This is a genomic window from Pseudomonas sp. AE27 (assembly GCF_037113495.1).
In the GTDB taxonomy this organism is placed as follows: domain Bacteria; phylum Pseudomonadota; class Gammaproteobacteria; order Pseudomonadales; family Pseudomonadaceae; genus Aquipseudomonas; species Aquipseudomonas palmensis.
Window position 1 is genome coordinate 1,973,862 of sequence record NZ_CP146966.1, and the last position, 11,513, is coordinate 1,985,374.

The window sequence follows — 11,513 nt, forward strand, 5'->3', positions numbered from 1 at the left end:
CAGCCATGAGCCCGCAGCGGCCGATCATCCACCTGCTGGGCAGTGGCGGCTTCTATGGCGCCGAACGGATGTTGCTGGACCACTGCCAGGCCACCCCGGGACAGCACGTGGTGCTGTTTCTGGGCGCGCCGCAGACGCTGGTGGCGCGCTTTGCCGCCGCCGGCGTGGACTGTCGCACCTGCAACGGGCTGGGCGAGGTGCTGCGGGCGCTGGACCAGTACCGCAGCCAGCAGCCGCTGATCAACAGCCACAACTTCAAGGGCCTGCTGTTCGGCTGGGTGGGCGCCACCCTGTGGCGCCTGCCGATGGTCGCCACCCAGCACGGCTTCACCCCCAGCAGCCGCAAGCAGCGGCTGTACACCTGGCTGAGCCTGCAACTGTGCCGCACCGCCACCATCGGCAAGGTGGTGTGCGTGGCCGAGAGCATCCGCCGGATCCACCTGCGTGCCGGCGTGTCGCAGCGCAAGCTCGATGTCATCCCCAACGGCCTGCCGGATGCTGGCGCCCTGCCCGCCCATGCCCACGGCCACGAACGCTGGCTGGCCGGCTACGTGGGGCGCCTGAGCAGCGAAAAGGGCCCTGACCTGTTCCTCGATACGCTGATCCCGCTGTGCCAGCGCCACCCGCATCTGGACGCGGTGATGCTCGGCGACGGCCCGGAACGCGAAGCCCTGCAGGCCCGCGTCGATGCCGCCGGGCTGCACGAGCGCATCCGCCTGCCAGGCTTTCAGGAAGACATGCGCCAATGGATGGCGCGCCTGGATGCGCTGGTGATCAGCTCGCGCACCGAAGGCACCCCGATGATCCTGCTCGAAGCCATGCAGGATGGCGTGCCGGTGGTGGCCTTTGGTGTCGGCGGCATCCCCGACGTGATCGAGCACGGGCGCAGCGGGCTGCTGGCACCGCCCCTGGCGGTGGACGAACTGGCCGCCCAGCTCGAAGCGCTGATGCTCGACCCGGCCCAGGCCGGCGAGCTGATCGCCCAGGCACGACGCACCCAACGTGAACGTTATCACCTGCCGACGCTGGCGCAACGCTGGGCCCAGGTCTATCGCGGCACGGCAGGTGCGGCCAAGGAGACCTGCGCATGATCATTCCCCTGTCCCTGATCGGCCTGCTGGCGATCGTCAGCGTGGTACTGCTGGCCAGCCCCTACCCGTTCCTGGCCCCCGGCGCGGTGATCGGCCTGGCCGGCGTGCTTGTGCTGTACCGCCGCCCGGCGTGGGGCCTGCTGGCCATCATCACCCTGGTGCCGCTTGAGGGCCTGTTCAAGGACAGCGAGCTGACCGCCTCGAAATTCATCGGCGCCGCGCTGGCCATGGTGCTGCTGCTGCAACTGGCCGTGGGGCAGTTGCCGGGCGAACGCCTGCGCAGCTCCATGTGGCGCCTGCTGCTGGCCTTTATGGCGCTGTACCTGCTGAGCTTTCTGGCCAGTGAAAGCAGCGAGATGTCCATGGGGCACTTTCGCGAACTGGCGGTGGGCCTGGTGCTGTTCGTGCTCACCCTGCTGATCGGACGCGAACTCAACCTGCCGATGATGTACCGCCTGGTGACCCTGAGCGTGGGCGTCACCTGTGCCATGGCGATGTTCTCGGCCAAGTACCAGGACGAAGGCCGCGCCTCGGGCCTGCTCGAAGACCCCAACGTGTTCGCCATGCTCATCGCCATCGCGGTGCCCATGGCCCTGTGGCTGGTGTTCAGCAGCCCCAACCGCCTGCAGCGGCTGTTCTGGCTGGCCTGCGTGGTGCTGTTGCTGGCCGGCATGACCAAGACCAACTCACGTTCCGGACTGGTGGTGCTGGCCATCAGCCTGGTGATCGGCCTGGTGCACTACCGCGAAAAACTCACGCACCTGCGCCCGCGCCACCTGGGCTTCGCCATGCTCGGCCTGGCCATCGTGCTGCCTGTGGCGGTCGCGGTGATGCCCGCCAGCTACATCGAGCGTATCCAGTCGCTGGCCTTGCTCAAGTCCGGGGTCAATGCCTACAAGGACGACTCCCTGGGCCGGCGTTCGTCCTACATCGTGGTGGGCAGCAAGATGATCCGCGAACATCCGCTGCTGGGCACCGGCCCCGGCACCTTCCCGCTGGAATACGCCACCACCGGCTACGCCAAGGCGTTCTCGGCCAACCGCAAGGTCGGCGACCTGTACCGCCGTGCCCACAACACCTACCTGGAAATCTTCAGCGAAGTCGGCGTACCGGCGGGCCTGGCATTCGTCGGCATGGTCATGCTGGCCCTGTACAACCTCTGGCATGCACGGCGCCTGTGGCTGCAAAAGGGTGATCAGGGGCAGGCCGACATGCTCACGCACCTGTCCACCAGCATGCTTGCCATCGGCCTGTTCCTGATGTTCCTCAGTGCGCCGAACCACAAGTACCTGTGGATTCTGCTGGCGCTTTCCAGCGTGCTGCGCCTCAAGGCCGAACAGGCGCGCCCCGTGCAGGTGGCCGGATGAAGATCAGTATCGTGATGCCGATGTTCAACGAGGCACGCCATATTGCCCGCACCCTCCACTCGGCGCGTCGGGCCGCCGACCTTGCCGGCCTGGACTGCGAGCTGATCGTGGTGGACAACGGCTCCTCCGACGATGGCCCGCAGATTGCCCGTAACCTCAGCGCCAAGGTGCTCGACCTGCCGGGGCTGACCATCGGCGCCTTGCGCAACCGGGGCGTGCAGGCCAGCTCCGGGGAATGGGTGGCGTTTCTGGATGCCGACATCGAGGTGCCGGAGCAGTGGCTGAGCCTGCTGCTGGACCTGCACGCCCAGGGCCGTGGCGATGTGTTCGCGCTGGACTGCGATACCCCGCGCCAGGCGCCCTGGTTCGCCCGCGCCTGGCAGCGACGCACATTGCGCGCCGGCCGGCCGGCGCTGCACAGCATGCAATGGCTGCCCACCCCCAACCTGCTGATGCGCCGCGACTGGTTCGACCGGGTGGGCGGTTTCAACGAAACCCTGCGCACCGGCGAAGACAAGGACTTCACCTGGCGCCTGGGCCAGGCCGGTGCCCGCCTGCTGGCCCTGCGCGCACCGGTGGTGCTGCACTGGGGCTACGAGGGCAGCTGGAGCGAATGGCTGGGCAAGGAGCTGTGGCGCCAGGGCAGCAACCTGCAACTGCTGCGCAACAATGGCGCGAGCCTGCGCCTGCTGCGCTTCCCGTTGCTGTCCCTCGGGGCCTGGGTGCTCGATGCGCTGGCATTGTCCGCGCTGCTCGACGGCTTTCCGCATCTGGCAATGCTGCTGCTGTTCTTCACCAGCCTGCCGGCGCTGGCGCTGAGCCTGCGTCAGAGTCTCAAACACCGCGACCCGGTGTTCACCCTGCAACTGTGGGGCCTGCACTGGGTTCGCCTGCACCTGGCTGGAGCGGCTTTCGTGCTCAGCCTGTTCAACTGGAACGCAAGGAGGCCCGCACGTGGCTGAGTTCATTTTCTGGCTTTGCCTGCTGTTGCCTTTCTATGCCTGGCTGGGCTACCCGCTGCTGCTCACGCTGGTGGGGCCGCTGTTCCCGCGGCACACCCCGCCGCCGCTGCCGCCGCAACGGGTCAGCGTGGTGGTTGCGGCGCACAACGAGGCGCGCAACATCGAGAACAAGCTGCGCAACCTGCTGGAGCAGGACTGTCCGCTCGCCAGCCTGCAGATCGTGGTGGCCAGCGACGGCTCCAGTGACCAGACCGTGGCCCTGGCGCGCACCTTCGACGACCCGCGCATCCTGGTGCTGGACCTGCCACGGATGGGCAAGAACCGCGTGCTCAATGCCGCCGTCGAGCACTGCAGCGGCGACATTCTGGTGTTCACCGATGCCGACGTGCACTGGGTGGAGGGCACCTTCGCCGCACTGCTCGCGCCCTTCGCCGACCCCGAGGTGGGCGGCACCGTGGGCAACATGACCATCCCGGTGGCGGGCAAGGGCCTGAGCCTGGGCGAGAGCCTGTACCGCCACTACGAAGCCTGGCTGCGCCGGGTCGAAAGCCGCACCGGCTGCACGGTGTCGGCCGACGGTGCGCTGCAGGCCCTGCGCCGCGAGCTGTACCAGCCGATCCCGGACCGGGTCAACGACGACTTCTTCATCAATACCTGCGCCCCGGTGGCACACAAGCGCGTGGTCTACGTCGACCAGGCCAGGGTGCTGGACTACGGCGTGGACGAGGCCGAGCGCCAGTTCAGCCGCCGCCAGCGCGTCACCGTCGGCGGGCTGATCAGCCTGGCGGCCCGGCGCGAACTGCTCAACCCGCTGCGCCACGGGCTCTACGCCATCGCCCTGATCAGCCACAAGCTGGTACGCCGCCTGGCCCCCGTGCTGCTGGTGCCCCTGCTGCTGGCCAACCTGTGGCTGCTCGACGGCCACGGTTTCTATCGCCTGACCCTGGCCGCCCAGCTGCTGGGTTATGCCATCGCCGTGGTCGGCCTGCTGGACAAGGGCCACCGCCTGCCCAAGCCATTTCGCCTGGCCGCCTTCGTGCTGGTGACCCTGGCCGGCATGAGCGTGGGCCTGTGGCAGTTCCTGCGCGGGCACAGCTACAACCAATGGAACCCCGACCAGACCCGATGAGTGCCTTCATGCCGATCAAGACCAGTCTCAAGCGCGCCAGCGGTTGGTTGTACCTGCACTCCCCGAAGGGCCGCAGCCAGCTGCGCGGCGCCGGGGTCATCCTGATGCTGCACCGGGTGCTGGCCGACGACGCCAGCGCGGCCCTGCCCCATCGCAACGAACTGTGCGTGGGCCCGCAGGCCTTCGAGCGCCTGCTGCGCTGGCTGCGCCAGCACTTCGATTGCGTGCACCTGATGGACCTGCTCAAGGACCATCAGCAGCCCAGGGGCGACAGCCGCCCCAAGGTTGCCCTGACCTTCGACGACGGCTGGCGCGACAACGCGCTCAATGCGTTCCCGTTGCTGCAGCAGTACCAGGTACCGGCCAGCATCTTCCTGTCCACCGACTACATCGGCAGCCGCCAGCGCTTCTGGTGGGAAAGCCTGGGCGAAACCCTGTGGGGCAGCCATGGCGAAGGCCCGCGCCACACCCTGATCGAGGCGTTGCGCAAGATCGGCCGGCCGCTGCCGGCTGCCTACTTCATGAACCAGCGGCCCAACGCCCGCAGCCAGGCGCTGGCCGGCTACCTGCAAAGCCTCAAGACCCTGAGCCCGGCCGCCCTGCACCAACTGACAGACGCCTGCCCGGCCGAATCCCTGCCCCAGGCCCTGGACTGGCAGCAGGTGCGCGAACTGGAAGGCTCCGGGCTGATCAGCTTCGGCCCGCACGGGGCCAGTCACGCGCTGCTGCCGGGGCTGGACAACCAGCGCCTGGATGAAGAACTCAGCCGCAGCCACCACGCCTTGCAGCAAGGCTGCCAGCAGCCGCTGCCGGTGTACTGCTACCCCAACGGCGACCATGACGCCCGGGTACGCGCTCGCCTGGCCGCCCATCGCTACCCCTTCGCCCTGAGCACCCGCGCCGGGATCTGCCAGGGTCATGACGACCCACTGGCGTTGCCGCGCATCGGCGTGAGCCAGCGCAACGCCAGCCGCCCCTCGCTGCTGGCCTGGCGCATCAGCCGCGGAGGCCGCTCATGAGTCGTGGCAACTACCTGCGCCACCTGCTGCTGAGCATGGGCACACGCCTGGCGATGATCGCCCTGCGCCTGGCGCGCAACGTGCTGCTGGCGCGCATCCTGGGGCCCAGCGAGCGCGGCCTGTTCGCCCTGCTCAGCACCCTGCCCGACCTGATCAGTGCCGCCACCAGCGGCGGGCTGAACACCGCGGTGGGCTATCAGGCGGCGCAGCAACGCTCGATGGGCCTGCTGCTGAGCCAGGTGCTGATCTACGGGTGCCTGCTGGCCGGGGTGCTGACCCTGATCTGCGTGGCGCTGATGCGCGAATTCGGCACTGAACTGGAAGTGACCCTGCAACTGGGCCTGCTGGCCTGGCTGTTGCTGCTGGCGGTGCCGCTGACGGTGCTCAAGAGCGGCCTGCTCACCCTGCACAACGCCACCGGCGGGGTGGGCGCATTCAACGCACTGCGCCTGACCGAATCGCTGGTGCCGCTGCTGCTGTTCGTGGGCATGTTCTGGATGTGGCAGCACGCCGCGCTGGAGGCCGCGCTGATCAGCTGGCTGCTGGGCCTGGGGCTGGTCGCGCTGCTGGGCCTGGTGTGGCTGGGCCGCCAGCACGACATCACGCTGTGCTGGAACCGCGGCGGGCAGCGCGAGCTGCTGGCCTACAGTGCGCGCAGCCACCCGGACGTGCTGTTCCAGCAGGTCATCCTGCGCTCGGACTACCTGTTCATCAGTGCCTTCCTGGGCAGCGCCGCCCTGGGGCACTACGCCATGGCCAGCGCCGCCGCCGAACTGCTGCTGATCATCCCCGAGGCCGTCACCACCCCGCTGATGAAGCGCCTGCTGCAGCAGGATGCCGGCATGGACAAGCTCACCCCGCTGGCCCTGCGCCTGACTGCCACCGTGATGCTGGGGGCCTGCCTGAGCATGGCCCTGGTAGGCGAATGGCTGATCGTCACCCTGTTCGGCGCGGCCTACCAGCCGGCCTACCCGGCCCTGCTGGCACTGCTTCCCGGCTTGTTCGGCCTGTGCTACGCAAGCATCCTGCGCCTGGACCTGCTGGGCAAGAATCGCCCCGGCGCGGTCTCGCTGATGATGGGGGTGGGCGCGGCGGCAAACCTGATTCTCAACGTGGTCCTGATTCCCCGTTTTGGCATCGCGGGTGCGGCCCTGGCCTCCTCCATCGCCTACCTTGGGGTGACGGTGGCCATGCTCGTGCTGTACTGCAGGCTGAGCGGCGTACCGTTGCTGCGGACCTTGTTTGTGTTGCCTGGCGATCTGTTGCCTTTGCGCCAGATGCTGCAACGGAGAACGGTATGAAACGTACATGGATGTTGTTACCCGGCCTGCTGCTGGCCGCCACTGCCCACGCCGCCACCCTGCGCTGGCCGGACATTCGCGACGGCAGCCTGTACCTGGCGCCGCAGCGCAGCGCCCCGCTGCAACTGAGCTGGGTGCCGGCCTGGCAGGCCGATGCCAACCAGGAACAGGTGTACCTGCTCGACGCCACCGGCAAGCTCGATGCGCAACGCATCATTGCCCCCCATGAAGGCCGCGGCCAGCTGAGCTGGCCACTCACCGCCGGCAACGGCACCTACCAGGTGGCCATCCCCGGCTACAGTTTCAGGCGCTACCGCCTCGAATACGACGACACCACCGGCGCCCAGTTCGCCCCCGCCAAGGTGCACTTCAGCCTCGAACTGGACCGCGCCACCACCCTGTACTTTCGCGTGAAAGCCGGTGAAACGGCGGTGCTTGCCGGCAAGTATCACGACGGCGTGCGCAACCTGACCCTGGAGCGCGTGGACGATGGCAAGCGCCTCAGGCTGGCGCTGCTCGAACACCGGGCTTATTGGCAGTTCGATCAGGTGAACCTGCCCGCAAGCGCCCAGGACCAGACATGGCGCCTGAACTTCGAAGGCACCGGCAAGGTGGCCTTCTGGCTGGACGGCAGCGCCAACCTGTTCGCCCTGCGCCCCCAGGACCTCGCCCCACTGGTGCACCGCGACGGCCAGGTTATCCTGCGCAGCAGTGCCAAGGTACTGGGCCCCACGCCCAGGCTGGGCAACAACCTGCCCTACGTGATGCCGCCACCGTCCAGCCATGCGGTGATCGATGCGCTGCAACTGCAGGCCGCCGGCTACTACACCTTTGCCGACGTGCTGGCACGCAAGCCGCGCTACGAACTGCCGTTTCGCCAGCTGTACCAGGAACGCTTCGGCATTCACCACGACATCACCCTGATGGCCGCCACCGGGCGCAAGTCCGACCTGATGCGCAGCCGCGCCAACGATGGCGCGCTGGACGACTGGCTGGCCACCAGCGTCGCCCTGGGCGGCAAGGGCCTGCATTACATCGCCTTTGCCGACGAACCCAACCTCAACTACGCCGACTACGCCACCTACCGCACCTTCTTCGCGGCCATGGCCCAGCGTGTGCGCGCCTACCCCGGCGCCCATGAAGCCGGCGTGCGCATCGCCATGCCGGCCAGCTCGCGGCTGGTCAACGGCCCGTTGCGCGGCGATGCGGCGCAGCGCGTCGGCCTGGACTGGGCACGGCGCCTGCTCAAGGAATTCGAACCGCAGATCGACGCCATGGCCTGGCACGAGTGGATGGTCCGCGACCTGCTCGCCACCCGCACCTACCGCGACTCGGTACGCCGCGCCGCCGAACTGGTGGGGCTGGACGCCAACGGTCGCCCGCGCAAGGCGCTGCTGCTCGACCAGACCAACCTGTCCAGTGGCTCGACCCTGAGCCTGTACGAGCAGAACACCCACTATGCCGGCGTATGGTGGGCCTCGGTGGTCATCAATGCCTCCCAGGACGGCCTGCTGGACATGCTCAACTGGTTCCACATCGCCGACGAGCCCGAGTGGCCCAAAGGTATGGTCAAGGTGCTGGGCAACAACCGCTTCGAGCTCAAGCCGGTGGGCCTGGCCCAGCAGTTCATCGCCCAGCACTGGCTCGACCAGGTGCTGCACCTGGACAACGACGCCTTCGAGGTCGATGCACTGGCCATGGCACGCGGCGCACAGCGCAGCCTGCTGGGCGTCAACAAGGGCGAACGCCTGCAACACGTCAGCTTCGCCACCCCGGCCAGCCGATGCCCGCAGGCCGCTGCCACGCTCACCCTGTTCGGGCCGGACAACCAGCCACGCGCCGCGGCACTGGATTGCCAGCACGGCCAGGTACGATTCGAACTGCCCGGGCAGACCCTGTTTGCCCTGCGATGGAGCGCCTCATGAACACAGTGCCGAAGATCTCTTCCCCTGCCGGATACGGGAGCTACCATGAATATCGTCAGCAAGTTCAGCCAGCGCGTACACCAGAAAGGCCTGCGCGCCACCCTTCGCAGCGCGTACAAGCGCTACGTGTTCTTTCACTGGGAGCTGCTGTGGATGGAGCGCGACCTGGTCAGCCCGGTGCCGCCGCATACCCTCAAGCCCTATGCGCCGCTACGCGTGGAGCGCATCACGGTGCACAACGTGCAAGGCTTTGCCAAGCACTTCGGCGACCGTGTCGAAACCATGCGTGAACTGGCCGCCGAAGGGCATACCGGGCTGATGTTCCTGGACGAAGACAGCCACGTGGTGGCGTTCATCTGGGGCAGCCCGCGTCACTACCACGACCGTCATTACTATGGCTGCTGGTTCCCGGTCGAGCCGGGCGAGTTCTTCGAGTTCGGCGGTGAACTGGCGCGCCAGTACTGGGGTACGTCGCTGTCGGTCGACCTGCAACTGGCCCTGTGGCGCGCCATGGCCGAACAGGGCTGCGACAAGGTGGTCGACGTGTGCGAGACCCACAACATTCCGGCGCTCAAGCTGCACCTGCGCATGGGCTACGTCGAGCAGGGCCGTGTGATGCACGTGTACTGCCTGTTCGGTCGCTGGAAATTCTTCCGCGAAACGCGCTACAGCGGCTCGCGCCTGGATGCCTTGCGCAAACCGGCGCCGCGCAGCACTACTGCCACGGTGTCCTGAACCGATGACCCTGACCTTTACCTGGCACGCCTCGTTGCGTGCCGACGACTTCCCCGCCGACGCCTACGAGCAGTTGCGCGAGCGGCTGCCCGATGCCACCCCCTTCAACAGCCTGGCCTGGCTGCGCGCCGCCGAGGCTGCCTTGCCGGCCAGCCAGCACCTGCAGGTACTGCTGGGGCACGCACAAGGACGCCTGGTGCTGTGCCTGCCGTTGGTCCGCACCCTTGAGCGCCACGGGCCGCTGGACTTTGCCGTGGTGCACCACCTGGGCTACCCCATGAGCGACCGCATCGGCCTGCTCATCGACCTGCCGACCAGTGCCGCCGGCCAGGTACTGGCAGCCATTCGCACGCGCCTGCCCCATGCCCTGCTGCAACTCAACGAGGTAACGGGCGATTCGCCCTGGCTGCAGCAGTGGGCACGCCGCAGTTCCACCCACGAACAGCGCACCGCCTGCCGTGCGCCGGTGCACCAGATAAGCGAGGCCGACCGCCAGGAAGTCAGTGGCGACCCACGCTACAAGTTGCGCCGCGCGCGCAAGCGCATCGCCGCCTGCGGTGCACAGGTGCGCCGAGTAACCCCCGATACCGCCAACGCAGCTTCCTGGCTGGAAGCCGTCAGCGCGGTCGAGGCCGTGAGCTGGAAAGGCGACGACGGGGTCGGCATCTTCTCGGTGCCCGCACAGCGCCAGTGGATGTTCCAGGCCTTCACCGCGCTGGCGGCCGATGGCCGTCTGCGCCTGGTGGTGCTGGAACTGGACGGGCGCTGCATCAGCTACCGCCTGGGCCTGCTCGAACGGGGCCGCCTGTACGACTACAACCTCGCCTTCGTGCCGCAGTATGCCGACCTTGGCAGCGGCCGGGTGCTGCTGCAGGAATGGATCGACTGGGGGCTGGACGAAGGCTGGACGTGGATCGACGCTTCAAGGGTGAGCCTGGAGAACTCCAGCCACCAGCTGCATGAGCGCATGACCGGCCAGGTCGAGCACCTGCGCCACAGTTTCTACAGCTGGCGCCCGTCGGGCCTGTGCCTGGGCATGGCGCTGCGCCTGTGGCAACGCATCAAGCCCTGGCTCAAACGCCGCCAACAGCAGCCCGTGCCGGCACCTGCCACTACCCCCACTGCCACACCGACAGCACAGGAGCGCCCGGATGCCGTCCCAAGTCATAGTCAACGCTGACGATTTTGGCCTCAACGAACACACCAACGCGGTGATCCTGCGCGCGTTCCAGTGCGGCCTGATCAGCTCTGCCACCGCCATGGCCAGCATGCCGGCATTCAAGGCCGCCTGCGCGCTGGCCCAGCAACCGGCCCTGCGCGGGCGCGTGGGCCTGCATTTCAACCTGACCTACGGTCGCCCGCTGAGCGAGCCGATCCGCGCGCTGGCGCAGTTCTGCAATGCCGAGGGCGAGTTCGACCTGGGCCTGTCGCGCAAGCGCCTGTGGCTGGGGCGCGCGGCCCGCCAGGCGGTGCACGAGGAACTGGCCGCGCAATGGCAGCGCTGCCTGGACCATGGGCTCACCCCCAGCCACCTGGACTCCCACCAGCACGTGCACAACCTGTGGCCCATCGGCGAAATCGTCGCCCGCTTCGCCGCCCGCGAAGGGGTGCCGATACGCCTGGCCCGCAATGTGGGGCACAACATCGGCCCGGCAAAACGCCTGTTCAAGACGTTGCTCAACCAGCGCCTGCGCCAGTTGGCCAGGCTGACCGCCGACCATGTGTGTACCCCGGTCGACCTGCGTGACGGCCTGGCCCCGCGCCATGGCGTGCTCGAAGTGGTGGCGCACCCCAGTGCCCTGGGCAGCCACGACTTCGGCGATGCCTACCTGGGCAGTGGCGAGTCCTTGCAGGCCTTGCTCGACCAGCGCCTGGCGGGCGTGCCCAGGGTCGGCTACGCGTCGCTACGCGAGGCGCGCCAGAGCACCCTGGACACTGCCTCCAACAGATAACTACCACCGCTTCGCCCGGCTGATCGGTTGTG

At 67.9% G+C, this 11,513-nt stretch carries 10 protein-coding genes; all 10 read left to right on the forward strand.

Going from position 1 to position 11,513, the window contains the following annotated elements; all coding sequences use genetic code 11:
- The first annotated feature begins 5 nt into the window (after positions 1-5).
- The 10 genes from V9K84_RS08960 to V9K84_RS09005 are packed head-to-tail and all read left to right on the forward strand — an operon-like array spanning position 6 to position 11,481.
- Entirely contained in the window at positions 6-1,091 is a 1,086-nt protein-coding gene (locus V9K84_RS08960; RefSeq protein WP_088515061.1) for a glycosyltransferase family 4 protein, read from the forward strand.
- Entirely contained in the window at positions 1,088-2,458 is a 1,371-nt protein-coding gene (locus V9K84_RS08965) for an O-antigen ligase family protein (RefSeq protein WP_054914458.1), read from the forward strand. Before V9K84_RS08960 ends, V9K84_RS08965 begins: the two co-directional genes overlap by 4 nt.
- Positions 2,455-3,420 carry a glycosyltransferase gene (locus V9K84_RS08970; RefSeq protein ID WP_088515062.1) on the forward strand — a complete coding sequence of 322 codons (966 nt, stop codon included), beginning with the start codon at positions 2,455-2,457 and terminating at the stop codon, positions 3,418-3,420. The genes V9K84_RS08965 and V9K84_RS08970 overlap by 4 nt, the downstream gene beginning before the upstream one ends.
- On the forward strand, positions 3,413-4,549 hold the full coding sequence (locus tag V9K84_RS08975) for a glycosyltransferase (RefSeq protein ID WP_043860601.1): 1,137 nt from the start codon (positions 3,413-3,415) through the stop codon (positions 4,547-4,549). The genes V9K84_RS08970 and V9K84_RS08975 overlap by 8 nt, the downstream gene beginning before the upstream one ends.
- An 8-nt stretch (positions 4,550-4,557) precedes the next feature.
- A complete protein-coding gene (locus V9K84_RS08980; protein WP_043860619.1) occupies positions 4,558-5,568 on the forward strand; it encodes a polysaccharide deacetylase family protein in 1,011 nt (336 codons plus the stop codon).
- On the forward strand, positions 5,565-6,869 hold the full coding sequence (locus V9K84_RS08985) for an oligosaccharide flippase family protein (RefSeq protein ID WP_043860600.1): 1,305 nt from the start codon (positions 5,565-5,567) through the stop codon (positions 6,867-6,869). The genes V9K84_RS08980 and V9K84_RS08985 overlap by 4 nt, the downstream gene beginning before the upstream one ends.
- The gene (locus V9K84_RS08990; protein WP_088515063.1) at positions 6,866-8,794 is read left to right on the forward strand and encodes a hypothetical protein; all 1,929 of its coding nucleotides are present in this window, start codon (positions 6,866-6,868) and stop codon (positions 8,792-8,794) included. Before V9K84_RS08985 ends, V9K84_RS08990 begins: the two co-directional genes overlap by 4 nt.
- Positions 8,795-8,839: 45 nt before the next feature.
- Positions 8,840-9,529 (forward strand): GNAT family protein, encoded by a 690-nt coding sequence (locus tag V9K84_RS08995; RefSeq protein ID WP_043860598.1) that lies wholly within the window; start codon positions 8,840-8,842, stop codon positions 9,527-9,529.
- Positions 9,530-9,533: 4 nt separating this feature from the next.
- A complete protein-coding gene (locus tag V9K84_RS09000) occupies positions 9,534-10,709 on the forward strand; it encodes a GNAT family N-acetyltransferase (RefSeq protein WP_088515064.1) in 1,176 nt (391 codons plus the stop codon).
- On the forward strand, positions 10,681-11,481 hold the full coding sequence (locus tag V9K84_RS09005) for a ChbG/HpnK family deacetylase (RefSeq protein WP_043860596.1): 801 nt from the start codon (positions 10,681-10,683) through the stop codon (positions 11,479-11,481). Before V9K84_RS09000 ends, V9K84_RS09005 begins: the two co-directional genes overlap by 29 nt.
- Positions 11,482-11,513 lie beyond the last annotated feature (32 nt).

What these genes read in the sequence shown, in the direction of transcription:
- V9K84_RS09000 (WP_088515064.1), top strand. Translation starts at nt 9,534, where the DNA reads ATGACCCTGACCTTTACCTGGCACGCCTCGTTGCGTGCCGACGACTTC.
- V9K84_RS08965 (WP_054914458.1), top strand. Translation starts at nt 1,088, where the DNA reads ATGATCATTCCCCTGTCCCTGATCGGCCTGCTGGCGATCGTCAGCGTG.
- V9K84_RS08990 (WP_088515063.1), top strand. Translation starts at nt 6,866, where the DNA reads ATGAAACGTACATGGATGTTGTTACCCGGCCTGCTGCTGGCCGCCACT.
- V9K84_RS08960 (WP_088515061.1), top strand. Translation starts at nt 6, where the DNA reads ATGAGCCCGCAGCGGCCGATCATCCACCTGCTGGGCAGTGGCGGCTTC.
- V9K84_RS08970 (WP_088515062.1), top strand. Translation starts at nt 2,455, where the DNA reads ATGAAGATCAGTATCGTGATGCCGATGTTCAACGAGGCACGCCATATT.
- V9K84_RS09005 (WP_043860596.1), top strand. Translation starts at nt 10,681, where the DNA reads ATGCCGTCCCAAGTCATAGTCAACGCTGACGATTTTGGCCTCAACGAA.
- V9K84_RS08995 (WP_043860598.1), top strand. Translation starts at nt 8,840, where the DNA reads ATGAATATCGTCAGCAAGTTCAGCCAGCGCGTACACCAGAAAGGCCTG.
- V9K84_RS08985 (WP_043860600.1), top strand. Translation starts at nt 5,565, where the DNA reads ATGAGTCGTGGCAACTACCTGCGCCACCTGCTGCTGAGCATGGGCACA.
- V9K84_RS08980 (WP_043860619.1), top strand. Translation starts at nt 4,558, where the DNA reads ATGCCGATCAAGACCAGTCTCAAGCGCGCCAGCGGTTGGTTGTACCTG.